Source organism: Rhizobium sp. CFBP 8762 (assembly GCF_014841565.1).
In the GTDB taxonomy this organism is placed as follows: domain Bacteria; phylum Pseudomonadota; class Alphaproteobacteria; order Rhizobiales; family Rhizobiaceae; genus CFBP-8762.
Genome location: NZ_JACYUD010000002.1, coordinates 359,796 through 384,337 on the forward strand (window position 1 = coordinate 359,796; position 24,542 = coordinate 384,337).

General features: G+C 57.5%; 20 protein-coding genes. 5 read left to right on the top strand and 15 right to left on the bottom strand.

All coding sequences use genetic code 11. The features are described from left to right. Positions 1 to 7 precede the first annotated feature (7 nt). A complete protein-coding gene (locus IFT84_RS06830; RefSeq protein WP_244651123.1) occupies positions 8 to 5,494 on the bottom strand; it encodes a glutamate synthase-related protein in 5,487 nt (1,828 codons plus the stop codon). A 495-nt stretch (positions 5,495 to 5,989) separates the two neighbouring features. Between IFT84_RS06830 and IFT84_RS06835 the strand changes: the two genes are divergently transcribed. Beyond that, complete coding sequence (locus IFT84_RS06835; protein WP_192118336.1) at positions 5,990 to 6,352, top strand: VanZ family protein; 363 nt, start codon at positions 5,990 to 5,992, stop codon at positions 6,350 to 6,352. 15 nt (positions 6,353 to 6,367) lie between these two features. After that, the gene (locus IFT84_RS06840; protein WP_192117912.1) at positions 6,368 to 7,996 is read left to right on the top strand and encodes a Na+/H+ antiporter; all 1,629 of its coding nucleotides are present in this window, start codon (positions 6,368 to 6,370) and stop codon (positions 7,994 to 7,996) included. 6 nt (positions 7,997 to 8,002) lie between these two features. On the opposite strand, the gene pncB is transcribed toward IFT84_RS06840, so the two are convergent. The 5 genes from pncB to IFT84_RS06865 form a co-directional block, all read right to left on the bottom strand. Next, on the bottom strand, positions 8,003 to 9,310 hold the full coding sequence (gene pncB, locus IFT84_RS06845) for a nicotinate phosphoribosyltransferase (RefSeq protein WP_192117913.1): 1,308 nt from the start codon (positions 9,308 to 9,310) through the stop codon (positions 8,003 to 8,005). After that, complete coding sequence (gene pncA / locus IFT84_RS06850) at positions 9,294 to 9,920, bottom strand: bifunctional nicotinamidase/pyrazinamidase (RefSeq protein WP_192118338.1); 627 nt, start codon at positions 9,918 to 9,920, stop codon at positions 9,294 to 9,296. The genes pncB and pncA overlap by 17 nt, the downstream gene beginning before the upstream one ends. Before the next feature lie 175 nt (positions 9,921 to 10,095). After that, the gene (locus IFT84_RS06855) at positions 10,096 to 11,895 is read right to left on the bottom strand and encodes a YbhB/YbcL family Raf kinase inhibitor-like protein (protein ID WP_192117914.1); all 1,800 of its coding nucleotides are present in this window, start codon (positions 11,893 to 11,895) and stop codon (positions 10,096 to 10,098) included. 142 nt (positions 11,896 to 12,037) lie between these two features. Then, positions 12,038 to 12,442: a hypothetical protein gene (locus IFT84_RS06860; RefSeq protein ID WP_192117915.1), complete on the bottom strand. Its 405-nt coding sequence runs from the start codon at positions 12,440 to 12,442 to the stop codon at positions 12,038 to 12,040. Between the two features lie 65 nt (positions 12,443 to 12,507). Beyond that, positions 12,508 to 13,095, bottom strand: a complete 588-nt coding sequence (locus IFT84_RS06865; RefSeq protein ID WP_192117916.1) for a cysteine hydrolase family protein — start codon at positions 13,093 to 13,095, stop codon at positions 12,508 to 12,510. A gap of 192 nt (positions 13,096 to 13,287) precedes the next feature. Here IFT84_RS06865 and dinB point away from each other — a divergent pair, with 192 nt between their 5' ends. From dinB to IFT84_RS06880, 3 genes are all read left to right on the top strand, one after another. Next, a complete protein-coding gene (gene dinB, locus IFT84_RS06870; RefSeq protein WP_197975493.1) occupies positions 13,288 to 14,325 on the top strand; it encodes a DNA polymerase IV in 1,038 nt (345 codons plus the stop codon). A gap of 235 nt (positions 14,326 to 14,560) precedes the next feature. Further along, the gene (locus tag IFT84_RS06875; protein ID WP_133255612.1) at positions 14,561 to 14,770 is read left to right on the top strand and encodes a cold-shock protein; all 210 of its coding nucleotides are present in this window, start codon (positions 14,561 to 14,563) and stop codon (positions 14,768 to 14,770) included. A 240-nt stretch (positions 14,771 to 15,010) separates the two neighbouring features. Continuing rightward, complete coding sequence (locus tag IFT84_RS06880) at positions 15,011 to 15,391, top strand: DUF6481 family protein (protein ID WP_192117918.1); 381 nt, start codon at positions 15,011 to 15,013, stop codon at positions 15,389 to 15,391. 148 nt (positions 15,392 to 15,539) lie between these two features. Here IFT84_RS06880 and IFT84_RS06885 read toward each other — a convergent pair whose 3' ends face one another. From IFT84_RS06885 to IFT84_RS06925, 9 genes are all read right to left on the bottom strand, one after another. After that, positions 15,540 to 15,914, bottom strand: coding sequence for a GFA family protein (locus tag IFT84_RS06885; RefSeq protein WP_192118340.1), 375 nt, complete (start codon positions 15,912 to 15,914; stop codon positions 15,540 to 15,542). A 28-nt stretch (positions 15,915 to 15,942) separates the two neighbouring features. After that, positions 15,943 to 17,460: a glycerol kinase GlpK gene (glpK, locus tag IFT84_RS06890; RefSeq protein WP_192117919.1), complete on the bottom strand. Its 1,518-nt coding sequence runs from the start codon at positions 17,458 to 17,460 to the stop codon at positions 15,943 to 15,945. 84 nt (positions 17,461 to 17,544) lie between these two features. Next, positions 17,545 to 18,426, bottom strand: coding sequence for a protein-L-isoaspartate O-methyltransferase family protein (locus IFT84_RS06895; protein ID WP_192117920.1), 882 nt, complete (start codon positions 18,424 to 18,426; stop codon positions 17,545 to 17,547). Between the two features lie 70 nt (positions 18,427 to 18,496). Continuing rightward, positions 18,497 to 20,218: an ABC transporter substrate-binding protein gene (locus tag IFT84_RS06900; protein ID WP_192117921.1), complete on the bottom strand. Its 1,722-nt coding sequence runs from the start codon at positions 20,216 to 20,218 to the stop codon at positions 18,497 to 18,499. Positions 20,219 to 20,305: 87 nt separating this feature from the next. After that, positions 20,306 to 20,587, bottom strand: coding sequence for a DUF2160 domain-containing protein (locus IFT84_RS06905; RefSeq protein ID WP_192117922.1), 282 nt, complete (start codon positions 20,585 to 20,587; stop codon positions 20,306 to 20,308). 10 nt (positions 20,588 to 20,597) lie between these two features. After that, positions 20,598 to 21,473: a carbohydrate ABC transporter permease gene (locus tag IFT84_RS06910; protein WP_244651124.1), complete on the bottom strand. Its 876-nt coding sequence runs from the start codon at positions 21,471 to 21,473 to the stop codon at positions 20,598 to 20,600. Between the two features lie 10 nt (positions 21,474 to 21,483). Then, entirely contained in the window at positions 21,484 to 22,350 is an 867-nt protein-coding gene (locus IFT84_RS06915) for a carbohydrate ABC transporter permease (protein WP_192117923.1), read from the bottom strand. Positions 22,351 to 22,352: 2 nt separating this feature from the next. Then, a complete protein-coding gene (locus IFT84_RS06920) occupies positions 22,353 to 23,423 on the bottom strand; it encodes an ABC transporter ATP-binding protein (RefSeq protein WP_192117924.1) in 1,071 nt (356 codons plus the stop codon). Positions 23,424 to 23,434: 11 nt separating this feature from the next. Then, the gene (locus IFT84_RS06925) at positions 23,435 to 24,517 is read right to left on the bottom strand and encodes an ATP-binding cassette domain-containing protein (RefSeq protein WP_192117925.1); all 1,083 of its coding nucleotides are present in this window, start codon (positions 24,515 to 24,517) and stop codon (positions 23,435 to 23,437) included. Positions 24,518 to 24,542 lie beyond the last annotated feature (25 nt).

The window sequence follows — 24,542 nt, forward strand, 5'->3', positions numbered from 1 at the left end:
GTATCTCTTACATGCGTACAGTGGCAAGTTCAGCGAGCGAGGACCGGGCAAACAGTTCCTCGAAACTCGGCAAATGGCCGATTTTCTCTATATTTTTGCGGGTTTGGTGGATGATCCAGCCATAGGTGCCGGGGCTATCCATGGACAGAATGTTGCGCAGCGTCAGCGCCTCCTTGTAATCGCGCAGCCGCTTGTCGGCGATCATGACAGCCAGTGCCTCATCCGTATGGCCTTGAAGCGCCTCACGAGCATAGCGCAACAGCTTGCTCATCAGAGCGAAATCCTCCGTCAGCAGCAGGTTGCGCACCGCTTCCTGAACGTCTGCGTCCGATGGTCCGAGCGCATTCGGCACTCGGGCCATTGCCAGTTGCTGCGCCATGTTCAGCACTGTGTAATTGTTCAGCAGCGTGTACATCTCGTCCGTATCGGTCTCGCCGTGAGCGGGAACCCGGCCGTTTAGAATGGCGGTGCCATCACGATAGGCCAGCTTGAACTTGCGCACCTGATGGGTGGCCAGCGCCGTTGCCAGCTCTTCCAGCAGATCCTTGCGGGATTTGGCACGCAGGATTGCGTCGCTATCCTGATAGAGCAGCAGCGCCAGCGGCATGCCGTAGACGAAATTGTGCTGCTCGCTTGCCCAGTTGTCCAACAGCCAGCGCGCCTTGTGCGAACCGGTCTCCTGATAGTGCCAGGTCAACAGCAGGTAAACCGACTGGTTGTGGACGGCAGCAATCTCACTGCCATCGGTGATGGAGCCAAGCAGAATGGAATCGCTGCTGACCTTCTTCGGCAGATCACCATAGGGATCATACTGATAAACAAAGCCACCGCTCATACCGTTGCCAAAGCCCTTGCCGAATGCGCCGATGTTGAGCACGGCACCGTTCGTCATGTACTCGCAGCAGAAGTCGCCGACACCTTCCACAACTGCCGTGGCCCCCGAATTGCGCACCGCGAAACGGTCCCCCGCCTGCCCCTCGATAAAGGTGCGCCCGCCGGTTGCCCCGAACAACGCAAAATTGCCGATCAGCACATTGCCACCCGCTTCGTCCGAGCCGCCGCCGGGAGACCGCACGACAATGGTGCCGCCGCAGGCGCTTTTGCCGACGCCATCATTGCAGGTGCCCATGTGGCGCATCACCATGCCATCGTTGCAGAACGCCCCGAAGCTTTGGCCCGCCGAGCCGCTGGTCGCGATGGTGACCGCGCCCGGCAACAGAAAGCGCCGCCCGCGATGATCCTGCGAGACGGCAGGCAGGTGGCCCACATCTTCGGCAGTCATCTCATGGTTCAACAAACGCTCGATATCCACGGCCAGTTGCCCGCCCACGCTCTTGTTACAATTGTTCAGCCGCTGTCCAGCGCCGAGCGCAACAGCCTCTTGCGCATCCTCGATGATCGCCTTGCGAACGAGATCGAGGAAGCTGTCATCCAGCGCGAAGTCCTTTTCCATATAGACCGGGTTGTCGATATGAACCTCGTCCACGACCGTGAGCATGGCGCGCAGATCCAACTGGCCGACGCTGGATGGGTGGTCGAGCAGATGGAGCAGGTCGGCGCGTCCCCGCGCTTCGCGCAACGAGGTCAGGCCAAGTTCGGCCAGAATTTCACGCGTTTCATGCGCGATGTTCATCAGGTACTGCGCCAGCGCACGCGGGTCGCCGTTGAACAGTTCGGAATTGGTCGTAAGCCCTGCCGGGCACTTGATGTTGCAGTTCTTGGCCATCACGCATTTCAGCATCATCAGCGCTGTCGTGCCAAACTCGAAGCTGTCACCGCCAAGCAGCGCGGACTTGACCACATCACTCGCCGTCTGATGCGCGCCCGAGCAGCGCAGCTGCACCTTGTCGCGAAGGCCATTGGCGCTCAGCGCCTGATGCACTTCGGCAATGCCGATTTCAGCGGCGCGACCGGTGTATTTCAGGCTGGTGACGGCAGCAGCACCCGTGCCGCCGGTATTGCCCGCGACATTGATGAGGTCCGCGCCTGCCTTGGCAACGCCAACGGCAATCGTGCCGATGCCTTCCGAAGACACCAGCTTGACGATGACACGCACCCGCGCGGCCTTGCAGTCATGGATCAGTTGCGCGAGATCCTCGATCGAATAGGTATCATGGTGCGGCGGTGGCGAGACCAGCTCCACGCCGGGCGTGCCGCCACGCGCTGCGGCGATTTCCACCGTAACCTTGGGCGCGGGCAACTGCCCGCCCTCACCGGGCTTTGCGCCCTGCCCGATCTTGATTTCCAGCTCCTGCAACATGGGATCGGCGAGATAACCCGCCCACACGCCGAAGCGGCCGGAAGCAAACTGCTTGATGCGGGATGCACGAATGGTGCCATAGCGCGACAAATGCTCGCCGCCCTCGCCGGAGTTCGACATGCCGCCAACAATGTTGGTGCCGTGGGCAACCGCCTCATGGGCCGTGGAGTTCAGCGCGCCGTGGCTCATGGCGCCTGACGCCAGCAGCGGCGTGATCGTGCTAGCAGGCTGTACGGCATCGAGCGCAATGGACGCAGGTGCCGTGCGAAGCCGCGCCAGATATTCCCGCGCCTGACCCTGCGCCTGAAGGATGAGCTTGCCAGCCTCCACCCAATGGCCGGTAATCTCACCGCCAAAGCGCAGCAGCAGCGATTGCCCCAGCGCATCCAGCCGCGCCAGCTCTGCCGAACCCGTCAGTTCAAGAGCAAACTCCCCCTCGCTGCGGGTTTCCACTGCCAGCCCGCGCACCAGAAAGGCGTTGTTGCCCTTGCGGGAAAAGCGGCCCATCTCGCGCCGGAACTCCTCCGCCGTGGTCAGGAAATTCACATCGGCGGGCAGCGACAGCACATCGCGCAGCGCGGCAGGGCGGCGGGCGCGCTCATCCGCCATCATCCGCATGAAGGTGCGATAACCCGGCGTGATCTGAAACGCATCAATATCGGCAGCCGATAGTTTTTCAAAGCTGGTGCGCTTGTAGGCGGTGTCATCCAGACCGAAGGCATCTTCCAGACGCGACAGCGGCAACAAGCGCAGGTGCTCACCATTCACACCATCTTCGCCTTCAAATGCGATTTTCTCCTCCGTCATATCCACGAAGCCGCGCACCGCCGTCGTGCCGTAGGAGTGGCCCGCACCCTCCGCCCGCTCCTTGAACAGGCCGAGAAGCGGAATATCGTTTTCCCCCTTCACCGTCAGCGCCTTGGCATGCCAATCCGCGACCGCCTGCGCTATGACGGCGAAATTGACGCCGCCAACCGGCGTCTTCACGTTGGGGAAATAACGGCGCAGCACCGGGTCGTTGGTATCAAGAAAGTTTGGCTCGAAAAATTCTCCACCAATATAGCTTTCCACCGTACACAGGCCGACCTTGCCCATGGTCTTCATCAGCGACTTTTCCGAGGCCTTGGCAAAGCGGGAGAACGCCTTGTCGGCATCTGCGCCGAACTTTTCCTCCGCGCGAAACTGTACACAGAGCGGATAGACCGCCGATGCACCGAACCCGAGCGCGGTAGCAATATGGTGGGACGACGCGATCTGACCGCTTTCGGCAATCAGCGAAACGCGAAGGCGCAGGCCCTCCTCGATCAGCCGCTGGTTGACCGCCGATATCACGATGATCAGTGGCAAAGCCGCGCGGGTGCGCGCCACATGCCGGTCGCTGAGCACGGCAATGCCACCCTCGTCGCGGGCAAATTGCTCGACAGCGCCGCAGAGCGCGTCGATGGCGGCCTCCAGCGCGTCGGCATTGGCTGCCGCATCGCCATGCACGGGCGTGTACAGGGTCTCGAACTTGCGGACCGGGGTTTCCGTCTGCTCACGGATTTTTAACATGTCGAGATGGCTGAGAATGGGGGATTTCACGACAATCTGACGGGCAGCCTTTGCGCCAATATTGGGCTTGGCGCCAAGAGCGACCCGCATGGTCATGCCGTCCACCTCGCGGATGGAATCCAGCGGCGGATTGGTAACCTGCGCAAAGCGCTGGGAGAAATATTTGGCGACGCCGCCTTCCTGATCCGACAGCGCGTTGATGGCATTGCCATAGCCCATAGCGGAAATCTTTTCCGCCCCGCTTGCCAGCATCGGGTCCATCAGAAACTTGAAGCTTTCCTGATTGTGGGAGTAGCTGACATAGCGCTGGTGGCGCTCCAGATCGCCATTATAACGCAGCGGCGAGCCTTGGCTGTCTGCGGGAATGTCTGCCAACTCCGACAGCTTGACGCGGGCATCGACCAGAAGTATGGGATAATCGCGCTTGGCAGCCAGCATTTCCAACGCTTCGACGGTTGAAAACGAGCGACCGACCGAATGGTCAAAATAGAGCATTCCACCCGCCTCGATCCGACCCCGGCGCATGACGCTTTCCGGTGGAAAACCGATCTGTCCCGCCTCCGACATCACACAGAGATACTCTGCCGTTTCCACCGTGCGCAGCGGACGAAGGCCGAGCCGGTCCAGCCGTGCCCCGATGATGGTGCCATTGCCGAAGATCAGAGCGGCGGGACCATCGTTTTTTTCTTCGTAAAGCGAGAAATATTCGAGCATCGCCGTGACATCGGCAGACAGCGTGTCGTCGTTTTCCCAGGCAGGCGGCATCATGGAGACCACAGCGGTGACGAGGTCCAGACCATCCTCCATCAGACGGCTTTGCAACGTCTGGTCCAGACGGCAGCTATCGGACTGGCCCTTGGGGCTAAGGATCAGGCTGTTCTTTGCGCGGGCAAGGGCTGCCTCCGAAAGGCGGTTTTTCTTGTCCGTGTTCAACTCGCCATTGTGCGCCATCAGACGAAACGGCTGCGCCATGGAGGGGTGCGGGTCCGTGTTGGTGGAAAACCGCGTGTGGAAAAACATGGTGTGGATGGCGTGGTCCGGGTCATCCAGATCGCGGAAATAGGGCAGAACCTCGTTGGAGTTGAGACGGCCTTTCAGCACCTGCGTGCGGGCCGATAGCGACACGGGGTAGAGCCCCGCGAGCCCATCATCGGTATAGGCTACGGCCTCGATTTCCAGAAGCTCGCGGTGAATGGCGCGGTCGAAATCACCAAGGGACGCACACTGCTGTGGCGCGGCGAAAACGAACTGGCGAATGCCGAGCTGATATTTGATCGCTGCCGGGCGGATGACACTGTTGTTAACCGGCACATCCCGCGCAACAATCAGCGCCATGCCCTGTGCTGTGAGTGCAGAAAGAATGATGCTTTCTGCGCGGGCGTGCTGGTCCTCATCCTTCGGCATGAAGAAGTTGCCAACGCCGAAGCGGCCCGGTGCCAGATCCGCAACGCCGGTAACTTTGCGGAAAAACGCCAGCGACAGGTCAACCGAAATGCCCGCCCCATCGCCGACACCTTCTGCGGACATGCCACCGCGATGGGGCACCGCGCAGAGCGCCTCGTGACCGCGCTTCAGCACATCATGGGTCTGAATGCCGTCTTTTCGCGTAATGAAACCCACACCGCAGCTCGACTTGTCGGAGGCTGGATCATAAAGGCCGGTGGCGAATTCCTGCTCGGTCAAAGGCTTATCTCCCATTTCAGTCTGTCGGCTATGCGCGCGCGTGTTTCACCCGTCACCCGCCAGAGAGGCGGCGGACACCGGTGGCTCTCCTTGGGCTTGTTGCTAGTTGTTCGGTTTATTCGTAATTCGGGCGCGACCAATCGCATCCGGCGGCGTACCGGCCAGATTATTCACTGCGATTGTAAGGGTCCTATGACGCACGAACACTCTTCCAAATCATAACGTGGCCGGATAGTCCGGTGGCACGGTTTGCTTTATGAAACGGATGTCGCGGCGATCCACGTGATATTGTGCAAAAGTACAGCCACAACATCGATTTCGAAACATGATTGCATATGTGGAGGGGTTTAATCAAGATTGTTGCGTGAAAAAAATTAGTCCGTTCTTAAGGAGTGCCTGTCAGTTCTGGTGGACACTCTAAAACGCAACAAAATCAATCACGTGCCGCGCGCCAAGCGCCTGTTCCCTGTTCACGAAAGCCTTGGATATATCCTGATGGGCCCTAACCCTCGCCTTACCACGTGTCTTAAGCTTCTTGCATGGGGCTTTCTCGCAGTTATCGTTTTTGCCACGATTGTGCCCATCGGACTGCGTCCGACCACACAATTTTCGCCGAATATCGAGCGATTCGCGGCGTTCGCAGTAACGGGCCTTGTGTTTGTGCTTGCCTATCCCCGGCGCTGGGTTCTGGTGCTGGCCCTGCTGGTACTAACGGCGGGTGCGCTGGAAGCCATGCAACTTATGGAAGCTTCCCGCCATGGCCGATTGCGCGATGTGCTGTTTAAAATAGCCGGGGGTGGATTTGGCGTGGCGATGGGATGTTTCCTGACACGGCTGCGCTATCTGCTCCTGAAATAACCGGGAACACGCCGCATGGACACCATCACCATCATTCTCATTCTTCTACTGGCGGTGGTGGTCTCGTCCTTCGTATCGCGCGTCGTTCCGTTTTCCGTGCCTCTGCCTCTGGTGCAGATTGCCATCGGTGCGTGCATCGGGCTTGTTGCCGATCTCAGGGTCACGCTCAACCCGGACATTTTCTTTTTGCTGTTTCTGCCACCGCTCCTGTTTCTGGATGGTTGGCGGATACCACGCGAAGAACTGTTCAAGGACCGTTCGGTGATTCTGGAACTTTCGCTGGGGCTGGTGATTTTCACTGTCGTGGGTGCCGGTCTGTTCATCAACTTGCTGATTCCGGCCATGCCGTTGGCGGTGGCCTTTGCGCTGGCTGCCGTTCTATCGCCAACGGACCCTATTGCTGTTTCAGCCATTGCCAAACGTGCGCCGATCCCCAAGCGGATGATGCATATTCTGGAAGGCGAATCCCTTTTGAACGACGCTTCCGGCCTTGTCTGTCTGCGGTTTGCGATTGCGGCGGCACTAACGGGTACGTTTTCGCTCTACGATGCGACCCTAAGCTTTCTGTGGGTCGCCGTTGCGGGTATCGCAGTGGGCGTTCTTCTCACCTTTTGCATAACACGGATCAAGGACTGGATCTCATCCATTTACGGCGAGGACAGCGGATCGCAAATTCTGATCAGCCTGCTTATTCCTTTCGCCTCCTATCTGGCGGCAGAACATATCGGCGGGTCCGGTATTCTGGCTGCCGTTGCGGCAGGGCTGACCATGAGTTTCAGCGAGGCGCATGGGCAGGCCCACGGGGTGACCCGCATTCGCCGCAACTCCGTTTGGGATACAATCCAGCTTTCCGCCAATGGCATTATCTTCGTGCTTTTGGGTGAACAGTTGCCGACCATTCTGGCAGGGGCGAAAGAAACCGTTCAACTGACGGGCCACCATGAACCATGGTGGATTGCAATTTACGTGATTGCCATCAATGTTGGCTTGGCGGTGTTGCGGTTTGCCTGGGTGTGGATATCACTGCAACTCACCCTGTTTCGTCGCAAAGGCCCCACCACGTCGCCGAACTGGCGCATTGTTGCGGCCATGTCGTTTGCCGGTGTGCGGGGCGCCATCACCCTTGCCGGTATTTTGACCCTGCCGTTTACGATGACCGACGGCACGCCCTTTCCGGCGCGCGATCTCGCAATTCTACTGGCCATGGGGGCCATTATCGTGTCGCTTGTGGCGGCAAGCTTCGCGTTGCCCCTGTTGCTGAAAGGGCTGGAACTGCCGCCGGAAAAAGATTTCCGCGCCGAGGAAGACGCCGCTCGCATCGCGGCGGCGCACGCCGCTATCGACGCGCTGATCCGCACACACCGCCTTCGCTCAGATGGCGAGGACGCCCAACTTTACAGCGAAGCAGCCTCTCGCATCATGGAGGTATACCGCCACCGCATTGACAATCGCAGTCAGGAGGGTGAAGCCGCGCAGATTGCCGACCACTATGCCGAGATTGAACGGGAGTTGCGGCGCGTGGCCGTGGAGGCCGAACGCACGGAAATATTTCGCGCTGCCCGCAGCCGCGACCTTGGCAGCGAGACCGCGAACAAACTCATTCGCGAACTCGATCTTCTGGAAGCCCGCTACAGCGGCAAGTAAATTTGCTTAAACTTTCAGTCTGAGTTCGTGGAAGTCCTCCGAGCCGAACAGGCTCAAATAGCGCTTGACCTCATCGGCATCGCCAGTGGCCTTCAACGGATTGTCCGATAGCTTGACGGCGGCGCGGCCATTGGCCTCCAGGACCTTGCAGACAATGGAAATCGGCTTCAAACCCTGCACGTGCATGGGCGCGCAATCGGCAAAGTCATTGGTAAGGTTGGTGCCCCAACCAAAGCTCATCCGCACCTTACCTTCAAAATGGCGATAGGCTTCGATGATCGTATCCACATCCAGCCCATCGGAAAAAATCAGCAGCTTGTCGCGAGGATCACGCCCCTTGGACTTCCACCAGTCGATGATCTTTTCACCACCTTCTATCGGTGGCGCACTATCGGGACGGAACCCGGTCCAGTCGGCTACCCAATCCGGCGCGTTTTTCAAAAACGCAGCGGTGCCGAAGGCGTCCGGCAGGACGATCAGCAGATTGCCTTCATACAGCCGGTTCCAGTCCTGCAAAACCTTGTAGGGGGCCTGCTTGACCTCGGCGTCATTGTTGGCGAGTGCGGCCACCACCATCGGCAGTTCGTGCGCATTGGTGCCAAGCGCTTCAAGGTCAGTATCCATGGCCAAGAGCACGTTGCTGGTGCCGGAGAAGGCCGGGCCGATGCCTTCTTTTAAAGCTTCCACGCACCAGCGCTGCCACAAAAACGAGTGACGACGGCGGGTGCCGAAGTCGGAAATTCGCAGCTCCGGATAGTCTTTCAGCCGCTCTACCTTGGACCACATCTTGGCCTTGGCGCGGGCATAAAGCACATCCAGCGTAAAGCGTCCCATGCCCTTCATGGCAGAACGGGAGCGCAACTCGTTGATAATGGCAAGCGCTGGAATTTCCCACATGGTGGTGTCGGTCCAGCGACCGGGAAAGGTCAACTCAAACTGACCATCGCGCTTGGTCAATTCGTACTCCGGCAATTGAAAGTTTTCGAGCCAATGGAGAAAATCAGAGGAAAAGATTTTTTGGCGACCGTAGAAGGTGTTACCCGCCAGCCAGATCATTTCCTTCTTGGCAAAGCGAAGCTCACGGCAATGGTCGAGCTGTTCACGCAGTTCGTGCTCATCGATTTCATCAGCCAGCCGAACTGTTTTCGTGCGGTTTATCAGGGAGAAGGTCGCATCCACCGTCGGGTAGAGCTTCCAGATCATCTGCAACATCAATAGCTTGTAGAAGTCGGTATCGAGAAGGCTGCGGACGATGGGGTCCAGTTTCCAGGTGTGATTGTAGACGCGGCGGGCTATGTCAGTTCTGGCGGCCATTAAAGGATTCCTGTACGAGGGTCACGCCCGCGTCTTGCATCTGCGCAGTCATGGTTGCGACCGAGCCGCCGAGGTCTATTCCCCGACAGGCGGACACAAGCACGCGCGCCTCAAAACCAAGTTTGGCGGCATCCAGCGCGGAATAGGCCACGCAGTAATCAAGCGCCAGACCACAAAAAGCAAGTTTGCTGATGCCGCGCTCTTTCAAATACCCACCAAGCCCTGTGGGCGTGGTGCGATCATTTTCAAAAAATGCGGAATAACTGTCGATTTCGGGACGAAACCCTTTGCGCACAATGAGTTCGGCGCGGATCCAGTCGAGACTGTCGTGGAAATCCGCCCCTGACGTTCCCTGAATACAATGATCCGGCCAAAGCGTCTGCTGGCCGTAAGGCATTGTGGTGCTGTCGAAGGGCTTGGTACCCGGATGGGCGCTGGCAAAACTGGAATGGCCTGCCGGGTGCCAGTCCTGCGTGAGAATGACGTGTGGAAACTCGGCGATCAACCGGTTCACCTGCGGTAGGATGGAGTCGCCATCGGTCACCGCAAGAGCACCGCCGGGGCAGAAATCGTTTTGAACATCAATGACGATCAGAGCTTCGTTCATTATCGCCCCCTCTTCCCTTGTATATTCGCATATACCTTCTCTCTTTGTATATGCGGATATACGTGCTTACATGCCTTGCCGTTGCTCAATCATCGTATATTGAACGAGCCGTCAAGTGCTGAATGCACAAAGGCCGGCGCAGATGCGTCGGCCTTTGTTCAATTTTGTGGCGATCCGCTTACTTGCGTTCAAACAAACCGATGATTTCGCCCTTGGCGAGAATATGGCCTTTCATCGCATTCAGCACATCGGCACGTTTGGCGCCGGGCTCAAGCTTGAGCGATGGCACATCAAGCGCAAAAAGCTGGAAACCGTAATGATGTGCCGGATCGCCAACAGGCGGTTTCGGTCCAGTATAGCCAATGGAGCCTTGGCTGTTGACCCCCTGAAGCGGACCCTTTGGCACCAGAACGACCGGTGATCCAGCGGCGACGCCCTCCGGCAGCGTCGTTACCGATGCTGGAATGTCGTAGACCAGCCAATGCGTAAATGGCTTGGGCTTTGCCGCATCGGGATCATCGACAATCAGCACGTAGGATTGTGTGCCCTCCGGTCCCTTACCCCACTGCAAGGCGGGAGAGGCATTATCCCCATCAGCGGCATGTGCCACCGGGATGCCCTCATTAGCTTTGAAATCTGCCGTTACGGACAGGGCATCGCTATCTTTCGCGTCAACGGCGTCAATGGCCTTATCCATGGGCTTGGGGTCCGGCACGGTGTTTGGCTCCGCTGCCGGTTGCGCTTCTGCCCGCTGATCCGCGCCATCGTAGGAAACACGATAGATCACGCCATTGGAATCGTCAGCGACGAACAGCGACCCGTCCTTGCCTTCTGCAACGCCGGTCGGGCGGCCCAGAAAGTCGAAGCTATCGCCGTCTTTCAGCAAAAAGCCGTTCAAAAATGGTTCAACCTTCGTCGGCTTGCCCTTTTCGAAATCCACGCGCGCCAGCTCGTAGCCGCTCGGCGGTCTGCGGTTCCATGAGCCACGCATTGCAACGAAGGCATCGCCGCGATAGGCTTCCGGGAACTGGCCGCCGCGGTAGAAAGTCATCTGCATCGGAGCGGCATGAGGCGTGTAACCAGCCAGCGGCTGTTCCGACTGACTTTTCCACTGCTCCAGAGTGATACCATCAGGCGGATTCATATGTGGGTTGAGTTCACCCATGCCATAGACATAGGGCCAGCCGTATTTCTTACCCTGCTCGATCTTGTTGACTTCTTCGATCTGCTCCTCGTCACCCAACCAGTCGATGCCATGGTCCATCCCGTACAGCGAACCGGAACCGGATTCCCAATCAAACCCTATGGTGTTGCGCAGTCCGGATGCAAAGATTTCCCGCGATTTTCCATCCTTGGAGGCGCGCAGGATAGTTGCATTTTCGGGGTTGGTTTCCTGGCACTCATTACAGGTGCTGCCAACCGTAATATACAGCATGTTGTCGGGGCCGATCCGTAACGTGCGGTTGGCGTGCTGGCCACCATCCGGCAGATCGTTGATGATGCGTGTGAGCGGGCCGAATGTGCCATCATCATTCACGTCAGCAGTGTAGACATCGTTGACCGTGATCAGAAATACTTTGTTGCCATCAAACGCAATGCCATGCATCTGATCGCGACTGGCAACCGTCTTGACCGACTCTGCGCGGCCATCACCGTCTGCATCGGTGATCATGATGACATCGCCGACACTCCTGCGTGTTGCGTAGACGATCCCCTTATCGGAGACTGCAACCATGCGTGGATTGATGAGATCACGAGCGTAGACCTGAACCTTGAAACCTTCAGGCGCCTTGATCCGCTTTTCAAGCGTCGCATCATCGGGCAACTTGGCTTTCGCTGGCTCCAGAATGGAACCGCGAACTGTCACATCGGAATATTCTCCGACCTTGCCCTTCACCTGCGCCTGAACGGTGCCGCAAAGTGCAGTTGTCGCGGCCAAGGCCGCAACAACGAAATTTCGAGTGGCTTGCAGTGTCATGCACGGGCTCCTCAACCAGCTTATTTGGAGCCTATGAAACCGCATAAACGGCAATTCGTTCCTTAGAGCATGATCCCACCGGAGTGAAACGAGGATCGACACAATTATGCTGAAACATAGAGAGTGAGAGCGCCGATCTGATTCAATCAGATCGACCAGCGCTCTCGGACTTGCCCTCGCTACTACCAGCCACGCTGGATACGGTTACCGATACGGGATCACTGGCAGGGAAGGACTCCATCAATCCCTCATCGAGTTGCTCCTCCATTGTACCGGTATCGCCTGCAGCGCGGGCCGTGCGGCGCCATTCCACTGCCGTCTCGCCCTCAGCCTCAGTGTCGGCGGGACAGCTTTCGCCTTCCGCACGGGCGGCCAGATCAACCATCAGGGCCTTGGCGCGGTCTACCGCATTCACGCGGTTCAGGTCTCCTTCGGGCGTCTGGGGAACCGTTATCGACGCCACACCTCCATCTTCGGCAATGAATTCCACCGTAAAGCCGCGTTTGCCGCCGTGGTCGGCATGGACGAGTGTCTGGACACCTTGCATGGTATGCTCCTCAAATGATATCAAGCCCCTCATAACGTCTTGGACCCCACTTGCGTTCCACCGGATCACCGCCACCACGCCCGCACCGCAGCCGTGTCCACCAGATCCACCTGTACAGAAAAACGCTCGGCCAGAAGCTCCAGTGATGCATCATGCGTATTGTCTGTCGAACTGCACAAAGCATCTTTGACCAGAACGATGGAATAACCGAGGTCAACTGCGCCCAGAACAGTTGCCATCACACAAACATCGGTTTCGCCGCCGCTGATGACCAGCGTATCGACGCCATTGTCGCGCAAGTACCGGTTCAGCCGTCCGTCGATCCACGGTGAGTAGACGAGTTTGTCAAACACCACCGCTGGCGGGCAGACAGCTTTTAGCGACGGCACCAGATCCACCAACCCCGGCTGAATGTTCTCAAGCGTAAATTGTGGCCATTTCCGGTAGTAGTCCCGCCATGTGCCGATGGCATCCTCGACACTGCGGACCGGCATGAAGCGCGTAAAAATGGTCCGTGCCGGATAGGCAAATGCCAGTTCTTCCACTTGCCGCAGAACCTTCTCCGCCCACGGCATTTGCCACTCGCTTGTTTCGACAAACATGACCTGCATATCGACGCACAAATGGCGCGCGTTGTCCGGTGATGATTTCATATGGTGCTCCCTTTGTCTGTCCAAACCGGCAAACAACAAGACTGTTCCGGAAACGGCCGGAAAACTGACACGACCAGTTGACATGTTCTCTATATGTTCAGATAATTGGACGAGAGTCTCTAACGGGCCTGAAATGTGAGCGAAGACGACACCAGCCAGATACCGACCGTTCGAAAGATCATTCATATTGATATGGATGCATTCTATGCCTCGGTTGAACAACGCGACAACCCGGACCTGCGCGGCAAGCCTGTGGTGGTGGGTGGCTCGCGTGAACGTGGCGTGGTGGCGGCCGCCAGCTATGAGGCGCGCACCTTCGGCGTGCATTCGGCCATGCCGTCGGTCACCGCCAGGCGCAAATGCCCCGATCTGATTTTCGTCAAGCCTCGTTTTGAGGTGTATAAGGAAGTCTCCCAGCAGATCCGTGAAATATTTGCCGAGCATACGGAATTTATCGAGCCACTATCGCTGGACGAGGCCTATCTGGATGTGACGGAAAACCATCATAATATTCCCATCGCCACGGATATCGCCAAGGCCATTCGCGCCCGCATTCATGCGGTGACTGGCCTGACCGCCTCCGCCGGAATTTCCTATAACAAGTTTTTGGCAAAAATGGCGTCCGACCAGCGCAAGCCAAACGGCCAGTTCGTCATACCGCCAAAATCCGGCCCGGACTTTGTGGAAACGTTGCCGGTCAAAAAATTCCATGGCATAGGCCCGGCCACCACGGAAAAGATGAACCGGCTGGGCATCGCCACCGGGGCGGACCTGAAGGCGCAGACCCTGCCCTTTCTGCAGCAGCATTTCGGCAAATCCGGCCCCTACTACTATTGGATTGCGCGGGGCATTGATGAACGGCCCGTGCGCGCCAACCGGATCCGCAAATCGGTTGGCGCTGAAAATACCTTTTCCGAAGACCTGTTTACCTATGACGCCGCGTTCGATGCCCTCCAACCGATCATGGACAAGGTCTGGCGCACTTGCGATTCGTCGGGCATTCGCGGGCGCACAGTCACGTTGAAGGTAAAATACTCAGACTTCCAGCAGATTACCCGCAGCCGCAGCGTGGGTGCGCCGGTGACAACGCGGGCCGACCTTGCCGCCAATGTGGAAATTCTGCTTCAGCCGGTATTTCCAACCGCAAAAACCATCCGTTTGCTGGGCGTTACACTCTCATCCCTGCATGACACCGAGGAGCAGGAAAGCGAGCAATTGGCGTTGCTTTAGGCTGTGGACCACGCGATACAGAACGTAAAAAGCGAATTGTTGGGCTGCTCTACGCTTTAGGGTTGACGTTGCCGCAAAGCCCGTCTATACAGTGCCCATCGATAGTTGTTTGACTGATATTTGTTTCTGCCAGCGCTGCAAGGCGCCTTTGACGAACTTCCCCCTTCAAAAATCGAGATTACATGCGTTCTGTTCTGCAGGGCGTCGATTCAATATGCTACAGAGAGGGTTCGTTATGACCACTGGCACAGTTAAATGGTTCAATTCCACAAAAGGCTTCGGCTTCATTCAGCCTGACAACGGCGGCGCGGACGTTTTCGTTCACATCTCCGCAGTTGAGCGCGCTGGTATGCGCGAAATCGTTGAAGGCCAGAAGCTTTCGTTCGAACTGGAACGCGACAACAAGTCGGGCAAAATGTCCGCTGGTCAGCTCCAGGCTGCATAATTTTTGACTTTGTTGTTGACCACGGATGTACTGGCAGCAACAAAGCAAGAAATTCGAAAGGTCAGACAGTTTGTCTGGCCTTTTTTGTTGCCCGCAAATCGGGTATAGAGCGAACGGGGATCTTGTGATCTGCCGCTTAGTTCCTGAAACCTTGGATGACCGGTTTTACGAGTTAAGCCGCAGGGAATAACGACGATACCCGACGCGCTTTTATCAACTTCTATAAGGACGAGTTAAGCTTTGAGACACCCAAACGAAAACGGATTTGCCGATCGCCGCAAGGCTTCTGACGAAGCGAAGAAGAAGCTTCTAAGCAAGTTTGCTGCGGCTCCCAAGGCGGACGATCCGGCGCTGGCCGCAAAGCTTGCAGAACGCCAGGCAATTGCCGATGCCCGCGAGGCACGCCGCGCCGAGCGCGAGCGCCAGAAGGCAGAAGAACATGCCCGTCAGTTGGCGGAAGCCGCAGCGCTGACCGCTGCAGCGGAAGCTGAAGCCAAGGCCGCTGCCGAAGCACACGAAAATGAAGCCAAGGACCGAATTGCCCGCGTAATTGCCGACGAGGCCGAACGCAAGGCTGAACGTGACCGCCGCTACGCCGCCCGCAAGGCCCGCCAGCGTTAAAAGCGGCGTCGAGCAATTTCGATGTTCAAAAGCCTGCGCTTGTTAACGCAGGCTTTTTTGTATCGGCTAGAGCATTTCCAGTGAAAACGGAGTCGTTTTCACGTCCGGACAATGCGACAAAATAAGGTCGTCATTCTTCGAAACGACCTCAGTCTTCGCGATCATGCTCGTATCGGTTCTTGAGCGGGAACGGCGGTAGCCACGATTCGCGGCGCATAACCCAGCTTTCATAGGTGGGATGGAACTGATCGGGCTCATCCAAAGATCCGAGATACACCTCCACCTCATCGCCACTGCGGGCAAAGACGGATGAACCACAGCGGGGACAAAAGTGGCGTTCGGCGAAATGTTTGGTTTCGCCCTCGATGACGACGGAGTCTCGCGGAAAAATGGCTGACGCATGGAACACCGCTCCATGGTGCTTGCGGCAATCCATGCAGTGACAAAGACCAACGCGGTAGGGCTGACCCATTGCGGTGATTCGCACATCACCACAAACGCAGCCACCAGCAACCCGCTCCAAACCGGCCTCCCTCATCATCTCCATACTTTCAAGCGTTTGCCCCGCTCACTTTCTGCGGCTGTTGAAGGCAACGCGACACACAATCCTTCCACTCTGCAATCGCCCGCTCGCACTCATGTCCTTCGGCCTGCGGCTCAAAGCGGCGATCCTTCTGCCAGGCGTCTTGAAAACCAGCCTGATCCGGCCAGAGCCCTGCGCGAGAACCGGCCAGCCACGCAGCGCCCAGCACTGTGGTTTCCAGCACCACGGGCCGGTCCACCGGGGCCGCCAGAATATCGGCAAGCCTTTGCATCGTCCAGTCGGAGGCGACCATACCGCCATCCACGCGCAACACGGTTTGCTCCTGCCGGTCGCCCCAGTCTTTTTTCATGGCTTCCAGAAGATCATAGGTCTGGAACGCAACGCTTTCCAACGCTGCCCGGGCAAACTCGGCAGGGCCGGTGGCGCGCGTCAGGCCGAAGACTGCACCGCGCGCCTGCGCATCCCAATGCGGCGCGCCAAGCCCTGTAAAAGCAGGCACCAGATAAACGCGCTGATGCGGGTCGGCGGTTTTCGCCAGCTCCTCTGCCTCCGAAGACTTTGAGATAAAGCCCATTTCATCGCGAAGCCACTGCACCGCAGCACCGGCGATGAAGATAGACCCTTCCAGCGCATAGGTCGTTTTGCCATCCAGCCGGTAGGCGATGGTGGTCAACAGGCGGTTGGAAGACACCACGCGGTCCTCACCCGTGTTTAAAAGTGCAAAACAACCGGTGCCATAGGTTGATTTCAACATGCCCGGCTGGAAGCAGGCATTGCCGATGACCGCCGCCTGTTGGTCGCCAGCCACGCCCAGAATCGGTATTGTCGCGCCCAACACATTGGCATCCGTTACGCCAAAATCGGCGGCGCAATCCTTCACCTCCGGCAGCATAGCGCGGGGAATGGACAGGATACCCAGCAGTTCATCATCGAACCGGTTTTCGGAAATATCGTAAAGCAGAGTGCGCGATGCGTTGGTGGCATCCGTCACATGCATCTGCCCGCCGGTGAGCTTGTAGATCAGCCAGCTATCAATGGTGCCAAAGCACGCCTGCCCTTCTTCGGCGCGCGCACGCAAACCGTCAACATTATCCAGCATCCATTTGAGCTTCGTGCCGGAAAAATAGGGGTCAATGAGCAGGCCGGTTTTCTCGGTAAACAGCGGCTCCAGCCCGCGCTCGCGCAAAGCCTCGCACAGATCAGCCGTGCGTCTGTCCTGCCAGACAATGGCGTTGTGAACGGGTTTGCCGGTTTCCCGGTCCCACACAACGATGGTCTCACGCTGATTGGTTATGCCGATGGCCGTCACATCCGCTATGCCGATTCCCGCATCGCTGACCGCTTTATGGATGGTTGTCAGAACCGTGTCCCAAATCTCATCGGCATCATGTTCCACCCAGCCGGAGTCCGGGAAAAACTGCTTGAATTCCTGTCCGGCACTTCCAACCACCCGCATGTCGGCATCGAAAATCATCGACCGCGTGGATGTCGTTCCCTGGTCGATTGCCAGAATATATCCGCTCATGCTTGTCCTCTCACACCGTGTCCATCCAAACACAATTGACCGTCACGCTTCAGTTTGTTCTTTTGTACGCAGTCGATGGCAGGCTTAAAACTCGGCCATTAGAAGTTGGTCATCGGCTTCGTACTGAATGCCTTCAGCGCTCACTGTCATCTTGAACCCCCAGTCATGCAATCGCGCCCGGTCGCTGAACACGCCATCAAGCGCCTGTTCGAGCTTTGGATCACGCGCTCCACTACAGGGATAAAATCCGCAGGAGCCCACTGTCGTACAAACGAACTCAGTCGCTGAAATTTTTTCAAACAGGCACATGGCACCCCAGCCGTGAGATCCCGTTACAGGCAACAGCATCACGCCGCCCTCTGCCAGTTGGTTCACCCAGGATTCTGCCGGATGCGTGACACCTGCGAATGCGACAATTACGTCAAACAATCCATCTGTAGGTTTGAGGTCCGTCGCCGCGTTGCCGTTTCTGAAGCCGAGATTTGGAAAGTATGGTATGGCATCCCTGCCGATCCCTGCAATCTTGTCATTGATTTCGAACCCGAGGACCGCGCCCGATGGCCCAACGATATGCGCAAGGATCGCCGAGTAATAACCGGAACCGGCCCCAACCTGAAGGACTCTGCTACCGGAAGGAATATTCAGGCGCGTGAACATTCCGGCCCAAAGGGCGGGGTCGCCGATATTGATACCGGCTTCCCGATCCAGCGACACCAGAACGCAGTGGTAAAGATGTCTGGCGTGATCATCCGGCGTTTTCTGAAAACCGCCGAGGTGCAAGGGCGACATGATCGACCACGGCCCAACGCCTGCGAACAATTCCCTTGGAACGGACTGAAATGCTTCGATGACTTTCGCTGCGTCTGCATTACCATTCAAACCTGCCAGTGCCCGGACCTGCTCTCCAAAGTAAAGTTTCAAGTCCTGCGGAACGACGTCACGATAAACAGCACTTCCATCGACCATCAACAAGCTCCGTTAAATTTCAATTTTGAAACCGCCGGGGTGCATGTCTCACCCCGGCAGCGCTTCTATGCTACTTCTGCCAGCTCTTGACCAGTTCGTCATAATTGACGGTCATCGGCTTTTCTTTTTCATTCTCGATTTTCAGCTGTGGCGCAAGGTTGCCTTTGGATACGGCGTCCTTGTTCCAGTATTCCAGATCATGCTCTTCGGCGAGTTGCGGGCCGAACTCGCCCTGAATGCCAGCCCGTTCAAGACGTTGCAGCACCTTTTCCTGCTCAGCGCAGAGTGAGTCCATGGCTTCCTGCGGGGTCTTGTTGCCAGCCGCCGCATCACCCACCGCCTGCCACCAAAGCTGTGCAAGTTTCGGATAATCGGGAACATTGGTGCCGGTTGGCGACCACTGCACACGGGCCGGTGAACGGTAGAACTCGATCAACCCGCCCAGTTCCGGCGCGCGCTTGGTAAAGCTTTCATGCTGGATTGACGATTCGCGAATAAGCGTCAGGCCCACATGACTCTTCTTCACATCCACCGTCTTGGACGTTACGAACTGCGCGTAAAGCCAGGCAGCCTTGGCGCGATCGTCGGGCGTGGATTTCATCAGCGTCCACGAACCCACGTCTTGATAGCCAAGCTTCATTCCTTCTTTCCAGTAGACACCGTGTGGGCTTGGGGCCATGCGCCATTTCGGCGTGCCGTCTTCATTCACGACCGGCAGACCCTTCTTCACCGCATCAGCGGTAAAGGCCGTGTACCAGAAGATCTGCTGTGCCACTTCACCCTGCGCGGGAACGGGGCCGGATTCGGAGAAGTTCATGCCCTGTGCAGCCGGTGGCGCATAGGCTTTCATCCAGTCCAGATATTTCTGGATGGAATAGACGGCAGCCGGACCATTCGTATCCCCACCGCGCGCAACGCAGGAGCCGACCGGCTGGGACTTCTCGTTGACCTTAATGCCCCATTCATCGACCGGCAAACCATTGGGAATACCCTTGTCGCCATTGCCTGCCATGGACAGCCACGCATCGGTGAAGCGCCAGCCGAGCGATGGGTCCTTTTTGCCGTAGTCCATGTGGCCATAGACTTTTTTGCCGTTGATTTCACGACCGGTGAAGAACTCGGCAATGTCCTCATAGGCTGACCAGTTGACGGGAACGCCGAGGTCGTAGCCATATTTGGCTTTGAAATCGGCCTTGTTCTTCTCATCGTTGAACCAGTCATACCGGAACCAGTAGAGGTTGGCGAATTGCTGGTCCGGAAGCTGGTACAGTTTCTTGTCCGGTGCGGTGGTAAAGGACGTTCCGATAAAATCAGGCAGATCGAGCGTCGGCGAGGTAACGTCCTTGCCTTCGTTCGCCATCCAGTCGGTCAGGTTGCGCACCTGCTGGTAGCGCCAATGGGTGCCGATCAGATCGGAATCGTTGACATAGGCGTCATAAATGTTTTCGCCCGATTGCATCTGCGTTTGCAGCTTTTCCACCACATCGCCCTCGCCAATCAGGTCGTGGGTGAGCTTGATGCCGGTAATGGCGGTAAACGCCGGAGCCAGAACCTTGGATTCATACTCGTGGGTGGTCAGCGTTTCGGAAACGACCTTGATATCCATGCCTGCAAAAGGCTTTGCCGCATCGATATACCACTGCATTTCCTTTTCCTGAGCAGCGCGGTCAAGCGATGACATATCGCCGATTTCCTTGTCCAGAAAGGTTTTGGCCTCATCCATACCCGCGAGCGCTGTGCCGGTACAAGCCAGCAGCATCACGGCTGTCGTTGTTAAAAGGTGCCGTCGCATAATATCCTCCTCCAGGTTTTGCGATTGCTATCATTTGTTTTAAGCATAACCTTATCGAACCTCGTTTCACTCCGGCCGGATTATGCTCTAAACGAACTTGAATACCCCGATGGCGTAGACCAGCGAGAGTGCTGTTGCCCACCACACATTGGGGCCGATAAGGCCCAGCCATGCGAGATGGATAAATGCGGAGCCGAGCAGGGAGACAAACAACCGGTCTCCCCGTGTCGTTTCAAACCGCAGGATGCCAATGCGCGGATTGCCGCCGGGGCTTACATATTCCCACACGCCCATGCCAACCAGCAGCAGCAAAATTGCCAGAAAGAACAGTGCTGTCGGCAGTGTCCAAGCCATCCATGAGAAATTCATGACACCCCCCTCACACGCGGCCCAGGGCAAAGCCCTTGGCGATGTAGTTCCTGACAAAGTAAATGACGATGGCACCGGGAATGATGGTCAGCACACCTGCTGCCGCCAGCACGCCCCAGTCCATGCCGGAGGCGGAAACCGTGCGCGTCATGATCGCCGCGATGGGCTTGGCCGCCGTTGTGGTCAAGGTGCGGGCAATGAGCAATTCCACCCATGAGAACATGAAGCAGAAGAACGCTGCAACCCCGATGCCCGACGCAATCAGCGGCACGAAAATCCGCACGAAGAACCGGGGGAACGAGTAGCCGTCAATATAGGCGGTCTCGTCAATTTCCTTCGGCACGCCGGACATGAACCCTTCCAGAATCCAGACTGCCAGCGGCACGTTGAACAGGCAGTGCGCCAGTGCGACAGCAATATGCGTATCAATCAGCCCGAAGGCCGAATAAAGCTGGAAAAACGGCAGCGCAAACACGGCAGGCGGGGCCATCCGGTTGGTCAGCAGCCAGAAAAACAGGTGCTTGTCGCCCAGAAACCGGTAGCGCGAAAAGGCGTAGGCCGCAGGCAAGGCCGCCAGCACCGAGATGACCGTGTTCATCACCACATAGAGTATGGAGTTGATATAGCCGTTGTACCACGAAGGATCGGTGAAGATGACAGCGTAGTTACGAAGCGTTGGTGCGTGCGGGTAAAGTGAAAACGCACCCGTAATTTCGCTGTTTTCCTTGAAGCTCATATTGACGAGCCAGTAGATCGGCAGCAGCAGGAAGATGATGTAGAGCGTCGGCACCAGCCAGGACCAACTGCGGCCTGACACCTGCGCAGCGTTTGCGACGGCCAGGGGCTCGGTTCTGGTTTGAATGTCGGAAGCGGTTGTCAGCGTCATCTGTCCCTCCTCAATTCTGCGCGTCGCTGGTCGTCATTACGGTGTAGAAAATCCATGACAGCAACAGGATGATGAGGAAGTAGATCAGCGACAGCGCCGCCGCCGGCCCGAGGTCGAACTGGCCGATCGCTGTTTTGACGAGATCGATGGATAGGAACGTCGTGGAGTTACCCGGACCGCCGCCAGTAATGACGAAAGGCTCGGTGTAGATCATGAAACTGTCCATGAACCGCAGCAAAAAGGCAATCAGCAGCACCCGCTTCATTTTCGGCAGTTGAATGTAGCGGAACACGGCCCAGCGCGAGGCCCCATCGATTTTCGCCGCCTGATAGTAGGCATCGGGTATGGAGACCAGACCGGCATAGGCCAGCAGCACCACAAGGCTTGTCCAGTGCCAGACATCCATGACGATCAGCGTGGCCCATGCGTCAAAGACGTTGTTGACGTAGTTATACTGAATGCCGAGCCCCGCCAGCACATAGCCCAATAGCCCGATATCCACACGACCGAACACCTGCCAGATCGTACCCACCACATTCCACGGGATCAGCAGCGGTAGCGACATCAGCACAAGGCAGACCGGCACGCCCAGCCCCTTTTTGGGCATGTTGAGCGCGATGAGAACGCCAAGCGGAATTTCGATGGTGAGAATAATGGCAGAGAAAATAAGATTGCGGGTCAGCGCATCCCAGAACCGGTCGGAGCGCAGCACCTGAACGAACCAATCGGTGCCCGCCCAGAAAAAGGCATTGTTGCCGAACGTATCCTGCACCGAGTAGTTCACCACCGTCATCAGCGGAATAACGGCGGAAAAGGCAACCAGCACCAGCACCGGCAGCACCATGAACCACGCTTTGTTGTTGAGTGTTTTTTCCATCGTCATGCTCCTCCGCCGATGCGCCAGGAATCCCGGTAGATGTTGATGGCCGAGGGCTGGAATGTTGCGCGCGGTTCGGCGGGAATGTCGCCATCCTCCGGCACCACAATCGAAATCGGTTGCCCCGCAAGGTCGGCGCGCACAATGCGGTGCCGCCCGATGTCTTCCACCTTGGAAATAGACACCGGCATGCCCTCGCGCCCAAGCTTCACAAATTCCGGACGAATGCCAAGTTCAATGTGCTCCCCACCGGCAACCTGCGGCGCAAAACCGAGCGGCACCGTTTGCCCGCCAATATTGGCGGTCGTGCCGGAGATTTTTGCGGGCAGCACATTCATGCCCGGTGAGCCGATGAAGTAGCCGACAAAGGTGTGTTTGGGCGTCTCAAACAGTTCGGCGGGTGTGCCAACCTGCACCACTTCGCCCTCATACATCACCACGACTTTTTCGGCAAAGGTCAGCGCCTCCGTTTGGTCATGGGTGACATAGACCATGGTGAAGCCGAACTGCTTTTGCAGTTGCTTCAACTGCGAGCGCAGCACCCATTTCATATGCGGATCGATCACCGTCAGCGGCTCATCGAACAGGATGGCGCTGACGTCGGATCGCACAAGGCCACGTCCCAGCGAAATTTTCTGTTTCTGGTCTGCCGTCAGCCCCCGCGCACGGCGCTTGGCGCGGTCGGACAGGCCGATCATATCCAGAATTTCGCGCACACGGCGGTCCACATCGGCCTCCGCCACACCGCGATTGCGCAGCGGAAACGCCAGATTGTCATAGACCGTCATCGTGTCGTAGATAACGGGAAACTGAAACACCTGTGCAATGTTGCGGGCCTGCGTGGACAAATTGGTCACGTCCTTGCCATCAAACAACAAACGCCCTTCGGACGGAGCCAGCAGGCCGGAAATGATATTGAGCAGCGTGGTCTTGCCACAGCCGGATGGCCCGAGCAGCGCATAGGCGCTGCCATCCGCCCAGTCCTGATCCACCTCTTTCAGCGAATAATCAGCGGCGGTTTTCGGGTTGGGGCCGTAGGCGTGGCGGATATGATCGAGCGTAATGCGTGCCATGGTCGTCTCCCTCACGCCGCCAAGGCGGCAACGCCGCCGAGCGACCGGCCATCGGCGCCAAAGGCCATCAGGTGCCGCGTGTCGATAAACACATCCACCGATTGCCCCGGCTCCATATCGTGAATGCCGTGCTCCAGCATGACCCAGCGCGTACCCGCCGCCTCGACATGGATAAAGCTTTCCGACCCGGCAATTTCCGAGATAATCACCCGTGCCTTTAGAGGCGCCAAGCCCGTACCACGCGACGCCAGCGAGAGATGATGCGGCTGAAATGCAATCGTCACCGGCCCATCGGCGATATCAGCCAGATGCGGAGGCACAACCATCAAGCGCGCGCCATCCTTTTCAAAACTGCCATTGGCTTTAACCACCATCAGCGTGTTCAGCGGCGGATCGGCAAAGGTGCGGGCGGAGACCAGATCGGCAGGCTTGCGGTAAACATCGATGGTCGGGCCGAATTGGGTGATGCGCCCCTCGCTCATGGTGGCCGTATTGCCGCCCAGCATCAGTGCCTCGGCAGGCTCCGTGGTGGCGTAAACGAAGATGGAGCCGCTTTTGACAAACAGTTTCGGCAGTTCTTCGCGCAGTTCCTCGCGCAATTTATAATCGAGGTTGGCGAGCGGTTCATCGAGCAAGATCAAGCTTGCATTCTTGACGATGGCGCGCGCCAGTGCGGTGCGCTGCTGCTGCCCACCGGAAAGATTGAGCGGGGTACGATCCAAATAAGGCGTGAGCCGCATGAGTTCGGCGGCCTTTTTCACCTCGCGGTCAATCGTCTGCGCATCTTTCCCCGCAATACGCATAGGCGAGGCGATATTTTCATACACCGTCATGGCGGGATAGTTGATGAACTGCTGGTAGACCATTGCCACGCTGCGGTCCTGCACGCGCACGCCGGTTACGTCTTTTCCATCGAAATGCAGGGAGCCGGTGGTTGGCTTGTCCAGCCCGGCCATCAGGCGCATCAGCGATGTTTTGCCCGACAATGTCGGCCCCAGCAGCACATTCAATGTGCCCCGCTGGAGCACCAGGTTGGTGGCATGGATATGCGTATCCGCGCCCACCATCTTGGTTATGTTTTTCAATTCCAGCACGCGGTCTCCTCCCAGAGCCTTTGCT